The organism is Streptosporangium sp. OZ121, assembly GCF_051918885.1.
Lineage (GTDB): Bacteria > Actinomycetota > Actinomycetes > Streptosporangiales > Streptosporangiaceae > Streptosporangium.
Window position 1 is genome coordinate 98,352 of record NZ_JBPXMC010000028.1, and the last position, 21,685, is coordinate 120,036.

The following is a 21,685-nucleotide window of genomic DNA, read 5'->3' on the forward strand; positions in this document are numbered from 1 at the left end:
CATGACGAACAATGACGAGAACCATCTTCGCAGGGCCATCGAGCTCGCCGCCAAGGCGCGGGCGACCGGAGACGCCCCGTTCGGGTCGCTGCTGGTGGGGCCGGACGGCACGGTCCTCGCCGAGGAGCACAACACGGTCCTCAGCGACGGCGACATCAGCGCCCATCCCGAGCTGAAACTGGCCAGGTGGGCGGCACGGGAGCTCGCCCCCGGCGACGCGGCGGCCACGACCATGTACACCAGCTGCCAGCCCTGCCCCATGTGCACGGGCGCCATCGAACGGTCCGGTCTCGGCCGCGTCGTGTTCGCGCTCTCCAACGAACAGCTCGCGGGCCTCAAGCCAGCAGGCGGCTGGCCGCACGTGCCCCAGGAGGGCCCCGCGCTGTTCGACGAGGCGCGCGTACCGGTCGAGGGCTACTACGTCTGACCGGTCCGCACCCATCTCTACCGCGCCGGCGTGACCGGGCTCTCGGAGAGGAACGAGCCGAGCAGTTCCGCCGTGATCTCGGGAACCTCCTCGGGGACGTAGTGCCCGCTGGGCACCGCCTGGCCGCGCACGTCGTTCGCGTACCGCCGCCAGACGTCCAGGACGTCGTAGCCGCGCCCGACGAAACCGTGCTCGCCCCACAGGGCGAGCACGGGGCAGGTCACGCGCCGGCCCGCGTCCGCGTCGGCGTCGTCGTGGCGCAGGTCGATACTCGCGGCGGCCCGGTAGTCCTCGCAGGAGGCGTGGACGGCCGCCGGATCGGAGAAGCAGCGGACGTACTCGTCCTGGGCCGCCGGGTCGAACGAGGTCCCGCCGTGCTGGACCTTCATGTGGGAGCGGACCCAGTGGCCGGGATCGGCGCCGATCATGCGCTCGGGGACGCCGTCGCCCGCGGCGAGGAAGAACCAGTGGTAGTAGCCGAGCGCGAACGCGGCGTCGGCGTGCCGGAACGCGTGGCGGGTGGGCACGATGTCCAGCACGGCCAGCCTGGTCACCGCCCGAGGCTCGTCCAGGGCCAGGCGGTGGCCGACCCGCGCCCCGCGGTCGTGGCCCGCCACCGCGAAGCGGTCGAAGCCGAGTGAGCGCATGACCAGCAGCTGGTCGTGCGCCATCACCCGCTTGGAGTAGGGGCCGTGGTCCGGCGCGGAGGGGGGCTTGTCGCTGTCCCCGTAACCCCGCAGGTCGGTGAGGACCACGGTGTGCCCGCGGGCGAGCACGGGCGCCACCCGATGCCAGATGAGATGCGTCTGCGGGTAGCCGTGCAGCAGCAGGACCGGGGGCCCCTCACCGGCGACGTACGTGTTGACGCGCACGCCGTCGGCGTCGATCACGTGGTGGGCGAACGAGGCGGGCAAGGGGATGCTCACGTGGTGTCTCCGATGGGCGCGACGGGTCCGCGGGAGCGGCCGGTCGCCTCGCGGCTCCCGGCCCGCCCCCTGTCTGCATACCCGGATCCGGCCTGGGACCCGGGCCGTTGAAAGGAGCTGTTCGATGCTGTGGAACGGCCCACGGCCCACGGCGCCGCGCTGTTCGCGGGCCGGACGGGAGAGTGACGGCGGTTTCCGGTGAGCCGGGCGGGTGGGTGCGGGGGCTACCAGTGAGCCGGGCGGGTGAGTGACGGCGGCAGCGTGGTTCTGGCGTCGCCCTTCGCCGCGTCCAGCTGGGACTGGATCAGGAAGATGCTCCCGGTGAGGTCGGCGCCCGAGAGGTCGGCGCCCCTGAGGTCGGCGCCGATGAGGTCGGCCGTCCTCAGGTCGGCGCCCCTGAGGTCGGCCCCGATGAGATAGGCCCCCCTCAGGTTGGCCCCCCGCAGGTCGGCGCCTCTCAGCTTGGCCCCGATGAGGTCGGCACCCCTGCGGTCCTTCCTCCCGCGCCCGGCTCCGGCGCGGACGAGCTCGCTCGTCCGCAGCAGCAGGGCGTTCACCTCCCGCCGGTGCGCCGCCACGTCCAGCCGTACGAGAGCGTCGGGGGTGTCGCGGGTGAGGCGTTCGGTCTCCTCCAGGGCGAGGCCGAGCTCACCGCGGATGGGGCGGGCCTGCGGCAGCGCCAGCGCCTCGGTCAGGTACCAGAGCAACTCGTGGAGATCCCGCATGACGGGGAACACCTCGAACATCCGCGCGGCGGTCCGCGGCGCCCGCCGCCAGTCCTGTCCGCCGAAGGTGACCTGGGAGACCTTCTGCCCGGCGCCGAAGCAGTCGTAGACGGTGCAGCCCCGGAAGCCCCTGTCCCTGAGGCGCGTGTGAATGCCGCAGCGGAAGTCCGTCCGCAGGTTGGGGCAGGCCTGCCCGGCCTTCTTGTCGATCGCGAAGTCCGACGAGGCCGAGAAGGCGGGCACGACACAGCACAGCGCGAAGCAGCTCTCGCAGTCGGCGCGCAGATCGGCGCGATCCCCCGCGGGGGAGGCGGCTGCGTGTTCGCGTCTCTCGGACAATGCGCGGGACCTCCTGTACCGGGCGGGCGCGCTGTTCACAGCCGGTGAAAAATGGCTGTGAACAGCGATTTCACCAGTGAACCCTACCCGAACCCGCCTATCCCCTGATCGCGGGAAGGACCGGGCGGACGGAGGGCGGGCATGGTCCCGACGACGACGGTGGCGTCCAGCTCGCCGGACTCGACCACCCGCGGGATCAACCCGTTGCGGGCGAAGGCCTCCGCGGTCTGGGGCGCCTGGCGCTCGCTCGTCTCGATCAGCAGGTGGCCGCCCGGTGCCAGCCACAGTGCCGCCTCCGCGGTCACCCGCCGCTGGATCTCGAGCCCGTCCGCACCACCGTCGAGCGCCACCCGCGGCTCGTGCTCGCGGGCCTCCGGGGGCAGCAGCCCGATCGCCCCGGTGGGCACGTAGGGCGCGTTGGCGGTCAGGATGTCGACGCGGCCCCGCAGCGTGGCGGGCAGCGGCTCGTAGAGGTCACCCTCGTACACCAGGCCGTCGGCGGCGTCGAGGTTGCGCCGGGCACAGCGCACCGCGGCGGGGTCGATGTCGACGGAGTGCGACTCCACCCGGCTCAGGGCCGCGACCAGCGCGGCGCCCACCGCGCCGGAACCGCAGCACAGATCGACGATGATCCGTGGCCGGTCGGGGACGATGAGCTCTTCAGGGCCGAGAGGGCCGAGCGGAGGGGAGGGGGCGGCGGTCCGGCGGGCGAGGGCGACGGCCTGATGGACGAGGAACTCGGTACGGCGGCGGGGAACGAAGACCCCGGTGTCCACCGCTATCCGCAGCCCGCAGAACTCCGCCCAGCCGAGAACGTGTTCGAGGGGCAGGCCGGCGACCCGCCGGTCCAGCATGGCGGCGAGGCCGGACGGCGTCCGCGCCGTGGAGATGATCAACCGCGCCTCGTCCTCGGCGAAGACACAGCCGGCGGCCCGCAGCCTGGTGACGATGACGGGTTGGGAGAGAGATGACGGTAAAGCCGACATTGGAGCCTTTCGGGATGCCGTTGGGGCTCCCTCGGCCACCTAGGTCGGAAGGACCACGCGGCCGTGAGACGGGAGCACCCGACCTGACACAGCGGTAATGGGTCTCACCTCCTCGATCACGTCCATTGCTGGAGAGCAACACTACCCGAGCCGACGCCCGGTGCGAACACGGTTACGGCGAGCCGGGAGTGCCGGGAGCAGAGGCGTGCCACCGCTCCGAGGGGAACCCGTGAGAGCGGTGGCCCCCGACTGTGGCCCCCGACGGTGTCCTTCGACGGTGTCCGGTTCCCGCGAGAGCCCGGCACGCCGGGAACTCCGGCTCAGGAGGGAGGCTCGGGGCGCTCCGCACGAGGAACCCGCCTCAGCAGGTAGGTGTCCATGATCCAGCCCTTGCGCTCCCGGGCCTCGGCGCGGACGTCGCGGATCCGGTCGGCGACCTCCGCGACCGGCCCGGCCACCAGGATCTCGTCGGGGGTGCCGAGGTAGGCGCCCCAGTAGATCTCGAAGCCGGTGGGGTCGGGCAGGGAGGTGAAGGCGTGGCGGGCGTCGAGCATGACGACGATGTCGTCGGACCCGCCGGGCCCCTCCTCGGACAGGCGGCGGCCCGTGGTGATGTGCAGGGGCCGTGCGACCTGGGTCAGGCTGGTGCGGTGCCTGGCGGCCAGCGCGGACACGCTGCTGATACCGGGCACGACGTCGTACTCGAACCGGACCGTGCCCCGATCGAGGACCTCCTCGACGATGGCCAGCGTGCTGTCGTAGAGGGAGGGGTCGCCCCAGACGAGGAACGCGCCGGTCTCGTCGTCGCCGAGTTCGTCGCGGACGAGCCGCTCGTAGATGTCGGCCCGGCGCGATCGCCAGTCCTCCACCGCGCCCGCGTACGCGGGGGTGGTCCGGTCCCGGTCGGGGTCGCGGGCCTCGACCAGCCGGTACGGAGCGCGGGCGTGCGCGTCGACGAGGTCCTGCCGGAGCTGGACGAGGTCGTGCTTGACCTCCCCCTTGTCGAGGATGAAGAACACGTCGGCCGCGGCGATGGCCTTGACCGCCTGAAGGGTGAGGTGGTCGGGGTTTCCCGCGCCGATACCGATGATGAGGATTCGCTTCACGCGGGAAAGTCTGCCCCCCGCGCGAAGGGGACGCCGCGCCGGGCCGGGCCTTGACTCCGATTCCCGGCAGGAGCGGTGAAAGCATGAGGTAACGCCTCGTCCTGGTCTAGTCTCGCGATCGTGACGATCAGGAACTCGCACTGCTCCTTCTGCGGCAAAGCCTTCGCCCCCGGCCAGTCCTGGCCGCGCACCTGCTCCGGCTGTGAGAACACCTCCTACCTCAACCCGCTGCCGGTCGCGGTGATGGTGCTGCCGGTGGACGAACGCCTGCTGGTGGTCCGTCGTGACGTCGAACCGCATCGGGGCGGCCTCGCCCTGCCCGGCGGCTTCGTCGACATGGGCGAGTCCTGGCAGCAGGCGGCCGTACGGGAGCTTCGCGAGGAGACGGGCGTCGTCGTCGACGCGGACGGCGTGCGGCTCCTCGACGTGCTCAGCGCTCCCGACGGCACCGTGCTGGTCTTCGCCCTGGGACCGCGGACCGGAGAGGCGGACCTCCCGCCGGTCGTGCCGACGGCCGAGACGACGGAGTGGCTGCTGATCGACGGGCCGCGAGAGCTGGCGTTCCCGCTGCACACCCGGATCGTGGCGGAGTACTTCGCCGGGAAATGATTACGGTGGTCGTCGGCGGTCGCCGTCCGGCCTCCGACCTCGGCGGGAGGCGCGACGCGACCGCCGAGGGCCCACCCCGGGACGGCCGCCCTTCCCCCACGGCCCGTTTAGCCCGGACGCGACGGGTAGGAGGCAGGTGTCCTACCTTCGCTGACGAGGAGAAACGCCATGACGGAGAACGTGTGGAGCTACCGCCCCGAGGCCTACAGTGGCGAGCAGACGCTGGACCTCGTGGGGTTCGACGTGGAGGCCACCGACGGCAAGATCGGTTCGGTGGACGAGGAGAGCAACGCGGTGGGTGACAGCTACATCGTCGTCGACACCGGATTCTGGATCTTCGGCAAGAAGGTCGTACTGCCGGCCGGCACCGTGCACCAGATCGATCCGCAGGAGCGCAAGATCTATGTCTCGCGCACCAAGCAGGAGATCAAGGACGCGCCGGAGTTCGACGAGGCGACCTACAAGGAGCCCGAGTACCGCGACAAGCTGGGCGGCTACTACGGCCCCGGCGCGCGGTAATCGTTGATCGTCGATGGGCCCCTCCCCGCCCGGGGAGGGGCCCATCTGTCATGTCCGCTCTATTTCGTACCCCCTCCGCGGCGGCGGGTGAGGAGCGGCCGGCACGTGCGCCCCGCAGTCCGGCGCGCTTGGCCCGGAGCGAGGCCTCCGGTCAGTTCTGGCCGAGCCAGAGGTCGGGCCCGAACACCTCGTAGTGGATGTCGGAGGCGGGCACCCCGCGCCGGAGCAGCTCGGTGCGCACGCCGCGCATGAACGGCAGCGGCCCGCACAGATAGGCGACCACGGGGTCGGGAAGGTCGATCCCGCTCAGGTCGACCTGGCCGACGTTCGGCGCCGGCCGGCAGGAGCAGTCGCCCACCTCCTCGTACCACCGGTGCAGGGTGGCGCCGGGCAGGGCGGCGACCAGCTGCCCGAGCTCCTCCCGGTGGGCGTGGTCGGCGGGGCTGCGGTCGGCGTGGACGACGGTGACCTGGCGGGTGGAGCCGTTCGCCGCGAGGTGCTCGACCATCGACAGGATGGGGGTGGCGCCGATTCCCGCCGAGGCCAGCAGCAACGGGGGGCCGTCGGTGGGCAGGGTCAGGTCGCCGAACGGCGCCGAGACCGTCAGCACGTCCCCGGCCCGGACGTTGGCGTGCAGCCAGTTGGACACCTCTCCTTCGGGGGTGTCGCCGCCGCGTACCCGTTTGACGGTGATCCGCCAGTCGTCCCGCTCGGGGGCGCACGACAGGCTGTACTGCCGGATCTGCCGCGCGCCGTCGGGCAGGGTGACCGCGACGCTGACGTACTGGCCGGGCTTGAAGGACAGGGGGATCCGCGGCCGCAGGGTGAAGGAGACCGAGTCCGGGGTCTCGCGCCGCCGTTCGAGCACCGTGGCCGGCAGCCAGCCCTCCGCGGCGGAGTCGCGGTAGAGAGCCGCCTCCAGGGCGATGAGCGCGTTCGCCATCAGCCAGTAGACCTCGTCCCAGGCCGCCACCACCTCGGGGGTGGCTGCGTCGCCGAGCACCTCGGCGATGGCGGCGAAGAGGTATTTGTGGACCACCTCGTACTGCTCGGGGGCGATGCCGAGCGAGGCGTGCTTGTTGGCGATCCTGGCGAGCATCGCGTCCGGCCGGTCGTCGGGGCGCTGCACCAGGATGGTGGCGAAGGCGGCGATCGACCCGGCGAGCGCGCTCTGCTGCTCGCCGTTGGCCTGGTTGCCGCGATTGAACAGTTCGCGCAGCAGCTCGGGGTGGTCGGTGAACATCATCTTGTAGAAGCGCGCGGAGATGTCCTGGATGGCGCCCCCGACCGCCGGCAGGGTGGCACGGACGATCACGGCCGAATCTGGGGAAAGCACAGGTCCTCCAACTACTAGATGATCTTTATGTCGAGTGTGAGCGGGGGCGCCCAACTCCTGGTCAGACGCGGTTTCCCTCCCGTCGCCTCTATTTATACAAGTGCTTTTTGTGTAAACTCAACCTCGGGGACTGTGAGATAGGGCTCCCTCGCGCGGACCCGGGACCGGGTGTTCGCGCGGGAGTGCCCGGCCGGCCGCGTCTACGATGGCGGCCGGAGTCTTCGCGTCCACCCGGACGAGCGCGTCGCGGCACCGCCGCAGGGGAGGTGAGCCGGCCATGGCCGAGCCAGAAAAGCCGCGCGGGACCGATGACGTCACGGGCGGTGCGGCGTCCGCGCGGGCCGCCGAACAGCCCACGCCGCCGCCGGCCGGCCGCCGGCGGCTCATCCTGGCGATGCTTCGCGAGTCCGCGGTGCCGCTGGGCGTGGTCGAGATCGCCGAGCGGCTCGACGTCCATCCCAACACCGTGCGGTTCCATCTCGACGCCCTGGCCGACGCCGGCCGGATCGAGCGGGTTCACGCGGCACCGGCCGGTCCCGGCCGGCCGCCGCTGGTGTTCCGGGTGCGGCCGGGGATGGATCTCGCCGGGCCGCGCAACTATCGCGTGCTGGCCGAGATCCTGGCGGGCAGCCTGGCCGCCGGCCCGGAACCCGCCGCCAGGGCGACCGAGGCCGGACGGGCGTGGGGGGTCGCCCTGGCGGCCGGCCGGCCGGCTCCGGCGGCCGATCCCACGCGGGGGGAGGCGGTGCGGGAGCTGGTGAACCTGCTCGACGACATCGGGTTCGCCCCCGAGGAGCGGTCGGCGGGTGACGGCGAGCAGATCGGGTTGCGGCACTGCCCGTTCCTCGATCTCGTCAAGACCCAGGGCAAGGTCATCTGCCCGCTGCACCTCGGGCTCATGCAGGGGACGATGACGGCACTCGGCTCCCCGGTGACCGTGGACCGGCTCGAACCGTTCGCCGAGCCCGACCTGTGCCTCGCGCACCTCACGACGGTCCGTGACGAGTCATGATATTTAATGACATTGAGTGACCGGCCGGGCTCCGGGGCCTTCTGCTCGCGGGGCCGGACACCACGTTCCGGGACCTCGAAGTGGTCCCGGAACGCGGCAAGAGGTGCGGTCAGGGGTAGTTGACCAGGTTGGCCTCGTTGGTGGTGGAGTTGGACGGTCCGCCCGTCGTGTTGATGATGTTGCGGATCGTGCCGACGCCGCCGAGTGACACCGTCACCATGTTGTGGAAACGGACGCCCGGCGTGTTCGGCACCTCGAACGCGCGGGCCGCCACGACGCCCGGGTTGACGTTGAAGTAGCAGTAGCTGCCCAGACCCCACGCCTCGTGCGTGGTGACCGAGTCGGCCACCTTGTACGCGGCGTAGCCCTGCGTGCTCCCGTTCATCCAGGAGGCCTGGTTGGGCGGGTCGTAGGGCATCTCGTTCTGGTAGAAGTACGTCCGGCCGCCGTTGCCGTTCCAGACGGTCTGATGCTGCTGGTAGTGCTCGACGAACAGGCCGTACATCGTGACGTCGTCGCCGTTGACGGTCAGCCCGTTGGCGGCGGTGTTGCTGTTCCATCCGATGCCGCTGCCGTGGTCGCCGCGCCAGATCCACAGGTGGTCGCCGATCACGTTGTCGCTGTTGACGACGAGGCTCTGGGTGGCCTTGCCGACGGCCGCGCCGCCGACTCGGAAGTACACGTCGTGCAGCGACGTCGGGTTGGCGGCGTGGCTCGCCGACGATCCCGCGGGGCCGACCTGCATCAGCATGGCCGAGTTGGTCGTGCCCGCGTCGATGAGCAGCCCGGCCACCTTGACGCCGTCCACGTCGGCGACGGTCATCGCGGTCACGCCGTTGTCGGGGATCAGCGTGGCCAGGCCCAGGCCGAGCACGACGGTGTTGGCCCGGGTCACCCTGATCGTGTCGTTGAGGTGGTAGACGGCGGGGGTGAACAGGAGGTTCAGCCCCTGCGCGAGCGCCGCGTTGATGTCCGCCGCGGTGTGGCCGGGTTTGACGACGAAGAACTGATCGATCGGGATCGAGGTGCCCGCCGGGTTGCCGCCGGTCCACGTGGTGCCGACGGAGTTCGTCCGCAGCGCCGGTACGAACACCTGGTAGGCGCCGGCCTGGTCGACGTACAGGAACGGCTTCTCCCGCACGACCGGCGTGGTCGCCACCCTGGTGTACGGCGGGTCCGGGAAGTTGCCCGCGGGCGGGTTGTCGACGCCCACGAACACCATGTTCCAGTTGGAGCCGGTCCAACTGCCCCACTCGGCGTTGCGCGACAGCCACTGCTGCTGCGAGCCCGACCTGACCTGGCCGTCGATCTTCGAGTCGGCGATGAAGCCGCCGCTCGACCAGCCGCCGTCGTCGAGCTGCAGGTTGCCGCGCAGGTGCATCCGCCGGTACGAGGAGGCCTGCGAGACCGCCCAGCGGTCGGTGCCCGACGGCGGGGTGACCGACAGGTTCTCGGCGCCGCGCCAGAAGTTGTGGGTCGCGTTGCCCTGGAACCAGTCGGCCTCGACGTGCACGCCACCGTTGATGGTGACGCTGTCGGGGGACAGGCCGAGGCCGGCGATCTGCGTGTAGAAGCCGATGTTGGCGTCCACCGAGTACGAGCCGGGCTTGAACAGCAGGGCGAAGCGGTTGCCGCCGAACTGGTTGGTCTGCTGCTGGCTGAAGACCGAGTTCAGCCTGGCCTGGATGGTCGCGGTGGGCGTCGACGGGTCGAAGACGCTCACGTTCGGGCCGAGGTCGGGGTTGTTCCCGGTCGGCGGCGGGCTGCCCAGGCTGAAGGACTGGGCGGTCGTGCCGTTGCACGTGTACTGCTGGAGCTGCACGCTGTCCCCTGTCGAGGCGCCCGGCACGTCGAGGCACTTGCCGCTGTGCCGGTTGACGAAGTGGTAGAAGCCGCCGGGTTCCTCCACGGCCTGCCACTGCTGGTTGTTGCCGCCGGAGTACGACCAGAGCTGGATGGGGGCGCTGTCGGCGGTGGAGACGTTCGTGACGTCCCACGCCTGGGCCTCGTTGTTGCCGTTGCCGACCCGGTGGAACCCGCCGCTGGTCGGCTGGAACCGCCAGAGCTGGGCGGTCGTGCCGTTGCACGCGTACTGCTGGACGACGGTGCCGTTGGCGGTCGCGGCGGCCCGCGCGTCCACGCACTTGCCGCTGTTGCGGCTGATCACGGTGGTGAGCCCGGCCGGCGGCGCGGCCTGCGCCGTGCCGGGCGGCACGACCAGGAACGCCGCGACCACGGCGAGCGCCATGAGGATGTGCCTCATCCGGTCCTCCTGGAATCCCGTCGGGACGCGGGTGAGATACGGGTTCGCCGGGGCGGTGCCCCGGCGGAACCGGTGGTGGCGGGTGCCGGCGCGGCGACCGCGCCCGGGAGCGGCGGTGGGGGGTGCTGCGGGGTCACGGTGGCTCTTCTCTGTGGTGTTCTCTTCCTGTGCCGCGGTGCGCGCGCCCTGGCGCCGGACACCGCCGGCCCGTACGGCGAGGTGGCGGACCCGGGATCCGTTCCATCGGCTCGAAGGAGCGCCCCGGTAACTTCAGCTCTTAAATTAAATCGGATCAAACACGGGGGGCAGGAGGCTTGTCAATAGGAAAGTTTACAAATAGTAGTTACGCGGGCGTCCCGGACGAGTCCCGCCACGCGGCCCGGTGCAGGCGGGCGGTCAGCGTCCGCAGATGCTCCACCAGCTCGGGCGGCTCGTGGACCTCGAACTCGAAGCCGAACGCGGCCACCCAGACCGCGAGATGGTCGAGGCTGTCGGAGCCGATGCGCAGGACGCAGGTGTCGTCGTCCACGGGTTCCACCACGCCGATGGTGGGGGGAACCTCCTCGGCCACCGCCCTGGCCGAGGCGTGCATGGTGAGCACGGCCCGGTAGCGGTGGCGGTCCGTGGTCATGCCCCTGGCGAAGTACCCGGCCAGGTCGTCGTCGGGAAGCGGCCTCGGAGCGAAGCGGGGGCCGGTGGGGACGCGCGGGGACAACCTGTCGACGCGGAACCTGCGCCAGTCCGACCTCTCGGTGTCCCAGGCGAAGAGATACCATCGCCGCCCGCCGTTGACCAGGCGGTAGGGCTCCACGTCCCGCACGCTCTCCGAGCCGTCGTGGGAGACGTAGTCGAAGCGCAGCCGCCGGTGGTCGCGCACCGCCGAGGCGATCGCGGTCAGCGTCGAGGGATCGACGGTGGGGCCCGGCATCGGCATGGTCACCATGGCCGAGCTCAGCGTGTTGACCCGGTAGCGCAGCCGCGGGGGCAGCACCTGGTCCAGCTTGGCCAGCGCCCGTACGGAGGTCTCGGCGATGCCGGTGACCGCGCACGCGGTCGCCGTCCGCAGCCCGACCGCCACCGCGACCGCCTCCTCGTCGTCGAGCAGCAGCGGGGGCAGCGAGGCGCCCGCGGCCAGCTGGTAGCCGCCGCCGACTCCACCGGTCGCGTTGATCGGATACCCCAGGAGCCGCAGCTTGTCGACGTCGCGGCGCACGGTCCGCGGGCTCACCTCCAGCCGTCCGGCCAGCTCCGCACCCGACCAGTCCCGGCGGGCCTGCAACAGCGCCAGCAGGCGGAGCAACCGCGCCGAAGTTTCCAACATAAGATGATTTTTCCATCTATCGCGGACAGGAGCTGACCGCGAATGCTCCTAACGTCTGCGCCATGACCACAGAAAATCCGATGACCGTTCTCGTGACCGGTGCCACCGGCACCGTCGGCCGCCCCCTCGTCGAGCAGTTGCTGGCCGCGGGACACCGGGTCCGGGCCCTCACCCGGAACCCGGCGAAGGCGAACCTCCCCGCGGGCGCCGAGGTGGTGGCGGGCGACCTGGCCGACACCGCGACCCTGCCCGGCGCCTTCTCCGGCGCCGACGCCGCGCACCTGATCGGCTTCAGCGGGGAGGACTTCGCGCCGCTGACCAACGGCGCCGAGATCGTGGACCTGGCGAGGAAGGCCGGCGTACGCAAGGTGACGGTGCTCAAGGGGGACGTGACGAAGAGCCCGCTGGAGGAGGCCGTCGAGGCCGGTGGCCTGGAATGGACCCACCTGGCGCCGGTGGAGTTCATGTCCAACGCCCTGGAGTGGGCGGAGTCCGTGCGGGACGAGGGCGTCGTCCGCGAGGCGTTCGCCGACGCCAGGAGCGCCATGATCCACGAGGCGGACATCGCCGCGGTCGCCGCGGTCGCGCTGACCGCCGACGGCCACGCGGGCCAGGAGTACTGGCTGACCGGGCCGCAGGCGCTGACCCCGCCGGAGAAGGTACGCGTGATCGGCGACGTCCTCGGCCGTGAGGTGCGCTACATCGAGCTCACCAGGGACGAGGTCGTGGCGGAGTGGCGCCGGACCGGCTACTCCGACGAGGACGTCGAGTTCTTCCTGACCATGCGGACCAACCCGCCCGAGGCGGGCTACACCGTGCTCCCCACCGTGGAGAAGGTCACCGGGAAACCGGCCAGGACCTTCGCCGGGTGGGTACGGGAGAACGCCGCCGCCTTCGGCTGATGCCGTTCGTGCCGAACGGGGACCGGTTCCACTCGTGGTACGACGCGACCGGTCCCCGGATCCTTCATGACCCGGGCGCCGCCGGTCGGTTGCCGGCGGCGCCCCATCCTGCGGCCCGGACTACTCGAGACCGAAGGCGCGGGTGATGGTCTGGGTGACGCCGCCGCCGTTGCGCTGCTCGGCGGTGACGCGGATGGACACGTGTTCGGCTCGGTGCGGTGCGTCCAGGGACGCCTGCCAGGTGCCCTTCCTCTCCTTCAGACTCTGCCGGCGCCAGCCGGCGCCGTCGTCGTAGGAGACCTCGAGCTCGACCGTGGAGACCGTGTCCCGGGCGGGGTCGCCGCCGAGTACCACCGGTGTGATGGAGAGGTCCGTTCTGCGCTTCGCCCGGCCTGCGGCGTCCAGGTCCGTCCCGTAGTCCAGCTGGACCAGGGGGACGGCCTGCACCCCCTCCTCGGGGGCGCCGGAGGTGAAGCGCCACTCGGTCCGGGTGGCGGTGGAGTAGGGGTTGATCCCGCCGTCGTTCTCGGTCTCGACCACCAGCCGGTACGGCAGCCGCTGCGGTGCCAGCTCACCGACGTTGAGCCTGGGCCAGCCTTCGACCCGGACCAGTTGCCTGTCGCCCTGGTACATCGTGGCCCTCTGCGACTGGCCGGACCCGCCGCTGTGCGCGGCTCCCGCGTCGCCGAACCCCTGGATGTAGGCGCTGAGCCCGTGCTCGCCGCGGTACGGGATGTCGCTGCCGATCATGCGTGGCCGGTAGATGGGGCCGTACCAGCGGTCCTGCTGGACGCTGCCCGGCCGGTAGGACAGGATGTCGGTCTTCGACGTTCCCCAGCCGTCCAGAGCGGTGTTCTGCTGCCATTTGACCCCGTCCCCGGCGGAGACCCAGTCGGTACGCCGCCCCGGCGCGACCGGCTTCAGCGCGAAGGGGATGCCCGAGTAGTACTCGTAGGGCGGGTAGTCCACCCGCGACTCGGTGACCTGATTCCCCGGCGGCGGGGTGAAGTCGAGATCGATCCGGGCGAGGTCACGCGGACCCGTCTTGGCAGAGGGGTCCTCGGGCACCTGCCCGATGTGGTAGTCGACCAGGTCGTACAGGTACTTCGGCGCGGGATGGGCCTCGACCGTCAGCCGGACCCCGTGCCTGCCCGCGGCGAGCTCGTCGATCAGCGTCTTCCCCTCGTCCATGGTCAGCGAGGCGACCGGGAGCGGGCCGGTCGAGACGGTGTCGGGGGCGCCGTACCAGTCGCTCCCGCGGCCGGCGCCGTCGTTGACCACCAGGAGCAGCGCCGCGCCGGCGGCGTGCGCCGCCGCTGCCTGATCCGCCGGGGCCACGGCGCCGCCGCGGATGACCACGGCCTTGCCGCGGGCGGACAGGCCGGCGTAGTCGGCCGGTGAGCCGGTGCCGGCGAAGACGGCGTCCAGCCGTGAGGTGCCGTCCGGCAGCGGCCGGGAACCGGGCTGGACGAGGGTGCCGCCGAGGTGGTGGCCGGGGTAGGTGATCCGCAGCGGGGTCTGCTCGGCGCGGATCCTGGTGGTGAGGACGAAGCTGCCCTGCTTCACCTTCTCCTGCGTGGGGAGGGCCCACAGGCTGTCATACGTGGCGGACGGCATGATCGTCTCCCGCAGGGCGCCCCAATCGTAGGGCGTGGGCTCCTTCGAGGTGAAGGAGCGGTAGATGTCGAGCCGGCTGTCGACCACGGCGCTCGGCCGGGATGTCGCCACCTTCACCTGGCGTGCCCGCGAGGCGTCGAGCACCACCTCCCGATCGGTCGTCAGGTCGACCTCGGGAGCGGCCAGCACCGCGAGACCGAGGGAGTTCGGTCCGTGCAGACCCGTCACGTCCGGGAAGGACAGGACCGTGTAGGAGCCGGGGGCGAAGCGGCTGGTGAGCGTCCCGTCCTGGACCCACATGAAGGCGCTGGTCCCGTCGGCGCCCCTGATCTCGACATCGCCGTTCACGAGCCGGCCGGCGCGGTCCTTCAGGCGCACGGTGAGGTCGTACTTCTCGGATTCGACGGCGACGCCCACGGCCGTGTGCACGTCACCGGATGCGTGCCGGGCCCTGACCTGGGCGGCGTACTGACCCGCCGCGAGCCCGTCCGGGTCCACCGTGATGCCGACCGTCGAGGTCCCGCGGGCGGGCACCGTGACGTGGTCGGCGGCGAGCGTGAACGTCCGCGCGGGGGAACCGCCGGGGGCGACGGTGAGCTCCAGGGTGAGGGGGCTGCCCGTGGTGTTGGTGTAGGTGATCTCCCGCTTGATCGGCTGCCGCCGCGTACCGGGCGACCACGGGACGAGTCCCGCGTCCACCGATCCGGTCGCGACGATCTGGTCCCGCAGGTAGGCGGCGGCCACGTCCAGCCGGCCGGTGCCGGCCTGGTAGGGGGTGTAGTCGGGGGTCGGCACGCTGGTGCTCATCAAAGCGTCCTTGATCTGCCGCCCGGTCCACTCCGGGTGCTTCTGGGCCAGCAGCACCGCCGCACCGGCGACGTGCGGCGTCGCCATGGAGGTGCCGCTCTCCAGCCGGTAGTAACCTTCGCCCCCGTTCATGTACTGCGAGCGCGCCGCCAGTACGTCCACGCCGGGAGCGGTCAGGTCGGGCTTGAGCCCGTCGTCGCCCGTGCGCGGCCCGGCGCTGGAGAAGCCGGCGAGATGGTCGGAGGCGTCCACCGCGCCGACGGTGAGCGCGGCGTCCGCCGTTCCGGGCGCGCTGACGCTGTAGGGACTCTGCCCGCTGTTGCCCGCGGCGATGACGAAGAGCGCGCCCGTCTCGGCGCTCAGCAGGTTCACGGCCTGGCTCAGCGGATCGTCCTGGGTGTGCCAGACGCCGACCCCCAGGCTCATGCTGATCACCTTGGCGCGCTGGGTGCGCGCCGCCCACTCCATGCCCGCGATGATGCCGGATATCGGCCCGGAGTTGGTGTCGTCGAGGACCTTGCCCACCACCAGGTCGGCGCCGGGGGCGACGCCCCGCTCCTTGCCGCCGGACGCGGCGCCCGTGCCGGACAGGGTGGAGGCGGTGTGGGTGCCGTGCCCGTTCCGGTCGACGACCTCCTCGCCGGGGACGAAGCTCTGGGAGGCCACGACGCGGTCCGCCAGGTCCGGATGGGTGGGGTCGACCCCGCTGTCCAGGACGGCGACCCGGACCCCGGCGCCCGTGCCGCCCGCGGCCCAGGCCGCGGGGGCGCCGATCTGCGCCGTGGTGTCGGCGAGGGTCGCCTTCGCCTTGCCGTCAAGCCACACCTTGTCGATGCCGGCGGTGAACCGGGGTGTCACCGCGGCCTTCGGCGTGCCTTCGGCCCGGGCCGAAGGCGGCTGCCCGGCGCCGGTGAGGGCCGACCAGAAGGTCGCGGCCTCCGCCCGGCGGGCGCGGACCGCCGCACCGCGTACGGAGGGAAGGCTCAGAGTGGTCTCGGCTCCCGGCAGCGGCGGGCGGTCGGCCCTGAGGGTGGCCGAGTCTTTCGTGTGGGTGACGATCAAAGGGAGTTCACTGCTGCGCGCATCGTCGTAGCCCAGGTCTATGAGCTGGGTCACGTCGAAGAGTTGCCTGTCGAGCCGGCCGGTCGCGACGTAGGCGACGGCCTCGTCGGGATACACGTACGTGTGCCCGCGTTCGGTGGCGACGCGCACCGAGCCGGTGGCGCCCGGTGCGCGTACGACGTCCACCAAGGGGGGGCCGTCTGATCTCCGTGTCACCTTCACCTTGTCGCCGGTGATCAGCGTTACCGTGACGGGCGCGGGTCGCGCGCCGCCGGCCGGGGCCGGTGTCACCGTGGGGGGTGAAGCGGCGCTGTAGGCCACCACCGGGGTGACCATGACAGCGACCAGGGCTGCGGCGAGTGATGCCGCAGTGCTCCAGGGGGTAGGGAGCCTCACATTGCCTCCGTAGTTGGCGATCGGGACGAATACGATCACCTCTGGACAGGCGCTGTAAAGCACTTGTTATTACTATATTGTTACCGAAACACGCATTTTCTTTACTTTTCAGTCATATGGTCATATATCGGACAGTTGTCTTATGTCTGGCGACCGTCCCGCCCGGTGCCGCAACACCATTTCGTGATCGAGTGGCCTGGCCGTATGTCGAGCACGGTGACCGCCGGGGACCTTCGCGTGCGGCCGGCGGGCCTGGGCGAGACGTTCGCGCGGACGGCGGGCCGCTTCGGGAGGGGGTGAACGCCGCGGCGGCTGTTCCGGTGTTTGCCCGGCCTCGGAACGCGGGGATACGCTCCATCCTGTTCAAGAACAATATTCGGCTACGGATCGCGCCCGTTCGCGTCGGCTTTCGCGGGTGACCAGGACGATCATCCGCCCGGGGCGGTGACGGAGCCCGTCCCCGAACCCGCTGGAGCGTGAAGATGACCTTCGAGGGCCTCGACCCCCGCACGCCGGTGCTCGTGGGCGTCGGGCAGTCGTCCGAGCGGATCGGCGAGCCCGGCTACCGGCGGCTGTCGCCCGTCGAGCTCGCGGCGGCCGCGGTCCGCGAGATGGCACCCGCTTCGGCATCGTGATCGGGCGGCTCGACGCCGACGGCCGCCGCTTCCTGGCGACGACCGCCGACGGTGACGAGGAGACGCTCGCCCTGCTCGGCGACGGCGAGCCCGTCGGCCGGCGCGTCCACGCCCGCTCCTTCGAATTCGGCGACCGGGTGACCGCCGGCGACGCCGGGACGGGCGGCTGACATCGGACACGATCGCCGCCGTCGCGCGGCCGCCGGGGGCGTGGGACGAGTTCATGATCGGGGACAGGCTCCATCGAGGCGCGTTTCCCGGAACCGCGCCTCCGTCCCGTTTCCCGCGGTCACGGGTTCCGGAGAGTGGCCGCACAGGTGGTCGTGAAGCGGCCGCGCTAGGCTGAGTGGCGAGGGTCCCGCCGATGCCGGGGTCCTTGCGGCGGTGGGGCCCGCCGCACCCAACCGCGGCACCCGCTGCCGCCAACGGTCCCTACCCGTGACAGGTCGTGCCCGCCCAGCCGTGCCGGGCACCCACCACGTGTAGGGAGAGGCATGCGTGCGAACCAGGCGAGGTTCACGGTGGCAACCGAGCCCATCGACCCCGGCGCGGATCCACCCGGTCCGGCCGGTGCGCGCGGGCGCGGCGCGGCGCGTCGCTCCCATCGCCTCGTCCTGGCGACGGTCGCCGCCGGCGGCGCGATCGGTACGGGGGCACGCTACGGCGCCATCCTGCTGTGGCCGGCCGCGGCCGGCTCCTTCCCGTGGACCACGCTGGCGGTGAACGCGGCCGGTTGCCTGCTCATCGGTGTTCTCCTGGTCGTGCTCACCGAGGCGTGGGCCGCGCCGACCTGGGTACGCCCGTTCCTGGCCACCGGCGTGCTGGGGGGTTTCACCACCTTCTCCACCTACTGCCTGGACATCGAGCGCCTGGTCTCCGCCGGCCGGCCCGGTCTGGCGTTCGGTTACCTGGCGGCGACGGTCCTGGCGGCGCTGGCCGCGGTGGTGGCCGGCACGTGGACCACCCGCCGGCTCCTGGCGAGGACGACCAGGACAGCGAGGACAGCGAGAACGAGGAGCGCGAGGAGGAGAGCGCGATGATTCCGGCCGGACGGGCGCTGCGGTTGACGATCTTCGTCGACGACACCGACACCTGGCACCACCGACCCCTGTACACCGAGATCGTGCACCGTGCCCACGCCGCCGGGCTGGCCGGGGCGTCGGTCTTCCACGGCCTCGAAGGCTTCGGCACCACCTCGATCGTGCACACCAGCCGGCTGCTGTCGATGGCCGACGAACTGCCGGTGGCCATCACGATCGTCGACACCGAGGAGCGGATCCGCGCCTTCCTGCCACAGCTGGACGACCTCCTCACCGAGGGGCTGGCCATCCTGGACGAGGTCGAGGTCGTTCGCCACCGGGGCGGGCGGCCGGCGTGAGCGGGCCGCAGAACTGGCTTCCGGTGCTGCTCGGCGGTGCCGTCGGGGCACCGCTGCGCTATCTGACCGACCGGGCCGTGCAGGCCCGCCACGACACGGTCTTCCCCTGGGGGACCTTCACCGTCAACGTGGTCGGCTCGCTGATCCTGGGCGTCCTGACCGGGGCGGCACTGTCCGGCGCGGTGGGCACCGGCGTGCAGCTGCTGCTCGGCACCGGGTTCTGCGGGGCGCTGACCACGTATTCGACGTTCTCCTACGAGACGCTGCGGCTGGCCGAGAGCGGCGCGATCCTCTTCGCGGTGGTCAACGTCGTCGCCTCCGTCGTCGCCGGTCTGGGGGCGGTGTTCCTCGGTCTCGCCCTCGCTCAGACGATCTTCGCGTGACCTCCTTCGCCCTCCCCCGGAAGCACGGGAGACGCCCGGTCCGGAAAGGGCGGGGGAGGAGCGTCGCGTCAGGCGTCCTGCCGCGCGGGCAGGTCGTCGCCGTCGAAGGGCCGGGCCATCTCGCCGAGAACCTCGTCCATGATCTCGTTCAGCGGGCGTGACTCGTGTTCGTCGGTCCACATGTGCGTGGCGATGCGCAGCGCGACCAGGAAGGCCGCGGCCATCACCTGGGCGCGCGGGCCTGAGCCGCCGTCGCCGCGTTCGGCGATGACCTGGGCGAGCTCGCGTTCGAGGTTGGCGTGGTTGGCCAGCTGCCTGGCCAGGAGCGTGGGGTGCCTCTTGGCGAGCCGGGCGCGGATCACCCACTGCCTGTCCGGCCCGCCCGGCTCGCAGTAGAAATCGTGGACGGACGCGTGCAGTGCCCGCCAGGCGGGCTCCTCGGCGGGGCGGGTGCGGACCCGCTCGACCAGGAGGCGGATGCGCTGCTCGTCGCCGTAGAGGACGGCGTCCTCCTTGCCGGCGAAGTAGTTGGAGAAGGTCCGCCGCGAGATGTTGGCGGCGTCGGCGATGGCCTCGACGGTGACGTGCTCCAGGCCGTGCTCGGCGGTCAGCCGTAGGGCGGCCTCGTGGACCGCCATCCGCGTCTCGGCCTTCTTGCGCTCGCGCAACCCCGCTGTGATCTCCATGACGTGAACAGCCTACTGCTCGGATAACCATGCCCAGTGCGCAAAGTTTCTCAATGGGCATGTATGTTGTCACGGTCTGTCCTGATTATCCGTATCGGAGGTCGTGCGTGAGCACGCAAGCGGTCGCGTCACCCGGCGCGGAACCGATGACCCATCGCGAAATTCTCGAAGCACTGAGCGGTCTGCTTCTCGCCCTGTTCGTGGCGATGATCAGTGCCACGATCGTGTCGGTGGCGCTGCCGCAGATCATCGGCGCGCTCGACGGCACCCAGGCCCAGTACACGTGGGTGGTCACCGCGTCGCTGCTGGCCGCGACCGCGTCCACCCCGGTATGGGGCAAGCTCGCCGACCTGTTCAGCAAGAAACTGCTCATCCAGATCTCCATCGTCATTTTCATGGTGAGCTCGCTGGCCTGCGGATTCGCGCAGAACACCGGCCAGCTCATCGCCTTCCGCGCCGTCCAGGGCCTCGGCATGGGCGCCCTGCAGGTCCTGGTCCAGGTCATCATCGCCGCGATGATCACCCCCAAGGAACGGGGACGCTACAACGGCTACCTCGGCGCGGTGATGGCCGTGGCCACCGTGGCGGGCCCGCTCCTCGGCGGCCTGATCGCCGACACCTCGTGGCTGGGCTGGCGCTGGTGCTTCTTCGTCGCCGTGCCGTTCACGGTCGTCGCCTTCGTCCTGCTGCACAAGACGCTCCACGTGGTCACGGTCCGGCGGCCGGACGCCAAGGTCGACTACGCGGGCGCCACGCTGATCGCCGCGGGCGTGAGCGTCCTGCTCGTCTGGATCACCTTCGTCGGCAACTCCTTCGACTGGATCTCCTGGCAGACCGCGGCCATGGTCGGTGGCGGGATCGCCGTCCTGGCCGTCGCCGTGCTGGTGGAGTCGCGGGTCAGGGAGCCGGTCGTGCCGCTGCACATCGTCCGCAGGCGTGACCCCGCCCTGGCCATCCTGGCCAGCCTCGCGGTCGGCATGGCCATGTTCGGCGGATCGGTCTTCCTGGGCCAGTACTTCCAGATCGGCCGCGGGTACGGCCCCACCGAGGCCGGCCTGCTGACCATCCCGCTGATGCTCGGCGTGCTGCTGTCCTCGACGGTCTCCGGGGCGCTCGTGTCCAGGAGCGGCAAGGTCAAGCCGTACATCGTGGCGGGTGCCGTCGTGCTCACCGTCGGATTCCTCGGCCTGTCCGTGATCGACCACGAGACCTCGCTGGTGCTCGTGTCGGCCGCGATGCTGCTGGTCGGCATCGGCGTCGGCATGTCCATGCAGAACCTGGTGCTGGTCATCCAGAACGTCGTCCCGCTGCGGGAACTGGGCGCCGCCAGTGGTGCCATCACCTTCTTCCGCTCGCTGGGCGGCACGATCGGGGTCTCGGTCCTGGGCGCGGTCCTGGCGAACCGGGTGGCCACCGGCATCGCCGAGGGCTTCGCGAAGGCGGGCATCCGGCCGTCCGGCTCGGGGGGCGGCACCCTCAACCTCCAGGCGCTGCCCGAGGCCGCGAGGACCGTCGTGCGCGCGGCGTACGGCGACGCCACCGGGCACATCTTCCTGGTCTCCGCCGGGATCGCCGCGGTGGGCGTCGTCGCCGCGCTCTTCCTCAAGCCGGCCAGGCTCCGTGACAGCCTGGACCTGCCGGACACGCGGGGGAACGACGCCCTGGCCGACTGACCCGGGGTCCGCCGGCCCGGGCACGGGGCGGCGCCGCGACCGCCGCGCGGGACTTCTCAGGTGGTCGAGAGCACCTGGTGGAGCCTGGCGGCGAACGCCTCGGGCTCGGAGCCGAAGCCCCCGTGGTCGCCGGGGAACGCCGTGGGCCGCGTGCCGAGCAGGCCGGCCACGGCGACGGCGGCCCGGTACGGCGGCTCGCCCTCCGCCTTCTCGCCCACCGCGGCCACGAAGCGCACCGAGGACGCCCTGAGCGCCGCGCCGTCGGGGGTGTACCGGGAGAACGGCGGCACCTCGTAGCCGATGAAGAACTCCGCGTTCCTCTCCAGCCGCCCCAGCATCTCCATCGTTTCCGGGTCCGGTGTCCCCTGCGGTGCCCGCGCGCCTCCCGGGACGCGTTCCGGCCCCTCGGCCGCCGGGTCACCCCCCGCCGGAGCGTCCTCCGCCCGCTCGCCGTCGCTCGCCACGAACGCGGCGGAGAGGGCCTGCATGGCGGCCCCGGCCCCCTCCTTGGCGAACGCCTCCTCCACGTCCCGGACGACGCCGCGCCAGCGGTCGCGGTCGGGCAGCAGCTCGAAGA

20 protein-coding genes and 1 pseudogene are annotated in these 21,685 nt (G+C 71.5%); 11 read left to right on the top strand and 10 right to left on the bottom strand.

The genetic code is table 11. The annotated features are described in order from the left end of the window. Position 1 precedes the first annotated feature (1 nt). The gene (locus ACTOQ1_RS34605; RefSeq protein ID WP_440072183.1) at positions 2-427 is read left to right on the top strand and encodes a nucleoside deaminase; all 426 of its coding nucleotides are present in this window, start codon (positions 2-4) and stop codon (positions 425-427) included. Positions 428-444: 17 nt separating this feature from the next. Here ACTOQ1_RS34605 and ACTOQ1_RS34610 read toward each other — a convergent pair whose 3' ends face one another. The 4 genes from ACTOQ1_RS34610 to cobF form a co-directional block, all read right to left on the bottom strand. After that, a complete protein-coding gene (locus ACTOQ1_RS34610; protein ID WP_440072184.1) occupies positions 445-1,353 on the bottom strand; it encodes an alpha/beta fold hydrolase in 909 nt (302 codons plus the stop codon). A gap of 224 nt (positions 1,354-1,577) precedes the next feature. After that, the gene (locus ACTOQ1_RS34615; protein WP_440072185.1) at positions 1,578-2,417 is read right to left on the bottom strand and encodes a pentapeptide repeat-containing protein; all 840 of its coding nucleotides are present in this window, start codon (positions 2,415-2,417) and stop codon (positions 1,578-1,580) included. A gap of 83 nt (positions 2,418-2,500) precedes the next feature. Continuing rightward, positions 2,501-3,403 carry a putative protein N(5)-glutamine methyltransferase gene (locus tag ACTOQ1_RS34620; RefSeq protein ID WP_440072186.1) on the bottom strand — a complete coding sequence of 301 codons (903 nt, stop codon included), beginning with the start codon at positions 3,401-3,403 and terminating at the stop codon, positions 2,501-2,503. A 320-nt stretch (positions 3,404-3,723) separates the two neighbouring features. Continuing rightward, positions 3,724-4,509 carry a precorrin-6A synthase (deacetylating) gene (cobF, locus tag ACTOQ1_RS34625; protein WP_440072187.1) on the bottom strand — a complete coding sequence of 262 codons (786 nt, stop codon included), beginning with the start codon at positions 4,507-4,509 and terminating at the stop codon, positions 3,724-3,726. Positions 4,510-4,629: 120 nt separating this feature from the next. Here cobF and ACTOQ1_RS34630 point away from each other — a divergent pair, with 120 nt between their 5' ends. Next, complete coding sequence (locus ACTOQ1_RS34630; protein ID WP_440072188.1) at positions 4,630-5,118, top strand: NUDIX domain-containing protein; 489 nt, start codon at positions 4,630-4,632, stop codon at positions 5,116-5,118. A 168-nt stretch (positions 5,119-5,286) separates the two neighbouring features. Continuing rightward, on the top strand, positions 5,287-5,637 hold the full coding sequence (locus tag ACTOQ1_RS34635; RefSeq protein WP_440072189.1) for a PRC-barrel domain-containing protein: 351 nt from the start codon (positions 5,287-5,289) through the stop codon (positions 5,635-5,637). Positions 5,638-5,788: 151 nt separating this feature from the next. Here ACTOQ1_RS34635 and ACTOQ1_RS34640 read toward each other — a convergent pair whose 3' ends face one another. After that, on the bottom strand, positions 5,789-6,973 hold the full coding sequence (locus ACTOQ1_RS34640; protein WP_440072190.1) for a globin domain-containing protein: 1,185 nt from the start codon (positions 6,971-6,973) through the stop codon (positions 5,789-5,791). Positions 6,974-7,250: 277 nt separating this feature from the next. On the opposite strand from ACTOQ1_RS34640, the gene ACTOQ1_RS34645 reads away from it, so the two are divergent. Continuing rightward, a complete protein-coding gene (locus tag ACTOQ1_RS34645) occupies positions 7,251-7,985 on the top strand; it encodes a helix-turn-helix transcriptional regulator (RefSeq protein WP_440072191.1) in 735 nt (244 codons plus the stop codon). A gap of 109 nt (positions 7,986-8,094) precedes the next feature. Here ACTOQ1_RS34645 and ACTOQ1_RS34650 read toward each other — a convergent pair whose 3' ends face one another. Both ACTOQ1_RS34650 and ACTOQ1_RS34655 read right to left on the bottom strand, forming a co-directional pair. Continuing rightward, positions 8,095-10,248 (bottom strand): RICIN domain-containing protein, encoded by a 2,154-nt coding sequence (locus ACTOQ1_RS34650; protein ID WP_440072192.1) that lies wholly within the window; start codon positions 10,246-10,248, stop codon positions 8,095-8,097. Positions 10,249-10,591: 343 nt separating this feature from the next. Then, positions 10,592-11,569: a helix-turn-helix transcriptional regulator gene (locus ACTOQ1_RS34655; protein ID WP_440072193.1), complete on the bottom strand. Its 978-nt coding sequence runs from the start codon at positions 11,567-11,569 to the stop codon at positions 10,592-10,594. A 62-nt stretch (positions 11,570-11,631) separates the two neighbouring features. On the opposite strand from ACTOQ1_RS34655, the gene ACTOQ1_RS34660 reads away from it, so the two are divergent. After that, entirely contained in the window at positions 11,632-12,471 is an 840-nt protein-coding gene (locus ACTOQ1_RS34660; RefSeq protein ID WP_440072194.1) for an SDR family oxidoreductase, read from the top strand. A gap of 120 nt (positions 12,472-12,591) precedes the next feature. On the opposite strand, the gene ACTOQ1_RS34665 is transcribed toward ACTOQ1_RS34660, so the two are convergent. Next, complete coding sequence (locus tag ACTOQ1_RS34665; protein WP_440072195.1) at positions 12,592-16,173, bottom strand: S8 family serine peptidase; 3,582 nt, start codon at positions 16,171-16,173, stop codon at positions 12,592-12,594. A gap of 662 nt (positions 16,174-16,835) precedes the next feature. Between ACTOQ1_RS34665 and ACTOQ1_RS34670 the strand changes: the two genes are divergently transcribed. The 5 genes from ACTOQ1_RS34670 to crcB all read left to right on the top strand — a co-directional run bounded on the left by ACTOQ1_RS34670 (position 16,836) and on the right by crcB (position 18,749). Further along, on the top strand, positions 16,836-16,988 hold the full coding sequence (locus tag ACTOQ1_RS34670; protein WP_440072196.1) for a hypothetical protein: 153 nt from the start codon (positions 16,836-16,838) through the stop codon (positions 16,986-16,988). Beyond that, positions 16,985-17,158: a hypothetical protein gene (locus tag ACTOQ1_RS34675; RefSeq protein ID WP_440072197.1), complete on the top strand. Its 174-nt coding sequence runs from the start codon at positions 16,985-16,987 to the stop codon at positions 17,156-17,158. The genes ACTOQ1_RS34670 and ACTOQ1_RS34675 overlap by 4 nt, the downstream gene beginning before the upstream one ends. Positions 17,159-17,482: 324 nt before the next feature. Then, the gene (locus ACTOQ1_RS34680; RefSeq protein WP_440072198.1) at positions 17,483-18,028 is read left to right on the top strand and encodes a fluoride efflux transporter FluC; all 546 of its coding nucleotides are present in this window, start codon (positions 17,483-17,485) and stop codon (positions 18,026-18,028) included. Next, complete coding sequence (locus ACTOQ1_RS34685) at positions 18,025-18,366, top strand: DUF190 domain-containing protein (RefSeq protein ID WP_440072199.1); 342 nt, start codon at positions 18,025-18,027, stop codon at positions 18,364-18,366. Before ACTOQ1_RS34680 ends, ACTOQ1_RS34685 begins: the two co-directional genes overlap by 4 nt. Next, positions 18,363-18,749 (top strand): fluoride efflux transporter CrcB, encoded by a 387-nt coding sequence (gene crcB / locus ACTOQ1_RS34690; RefSeq protein WP_440072200.1) that lies wholly within the window; start codon positions 18,363-18,365, stop codon positions 18,747-18,749. Before ACTOQ1_RS34685 ends, crcB begins: the two co-directional genes overlap by 4 nt. 68 nt (positions 18,750-18,817) lie before the next feature. Here the strand turns inward: crcB and ACTOQ1_RS34695 are convergent, their stop codons facing one another. Beyond that, positions 18,818-19,435: a TetR/AcrR family transcriptional regulator gene (locus ACTOQ1_RS34695; protein ID WP_440072201.1), complete on the bottom strand. Its 618-nt coding sequence runs from the start codon at positions 19,433-19,435 to the stop codon at positions 18,818-18,820. A 146-nt stretch (positions 19,436-19,581) separates the two neighbouring features. On the opposite strand from ACTOQ1_RS34695, the gene ACTOQ1_RS34700 reads away from it, so the two are divergent. After that, complete coding sequence (locus tag ACTOQ1_RS34700) at positions 19,582-21,108, top strand: MDR family MFS transporter (protein WP_440072203.1); 1,527 nt, start codon at positions 19,582-19,584, stop codon at positions 21,106-21,108. Positions 21,109-21,164: 56 nt separating this feature from the next. Here ACTOQ1_RS34700 and ACTOQ1_RS34705 read toward each other — a convergent pair. Continuing rightward, positions 21,165-21,685, bottom strand: a pseudogene (locus tag ACTOQ1_RS34705) (hypothetical protein); the annotation flags it as partial.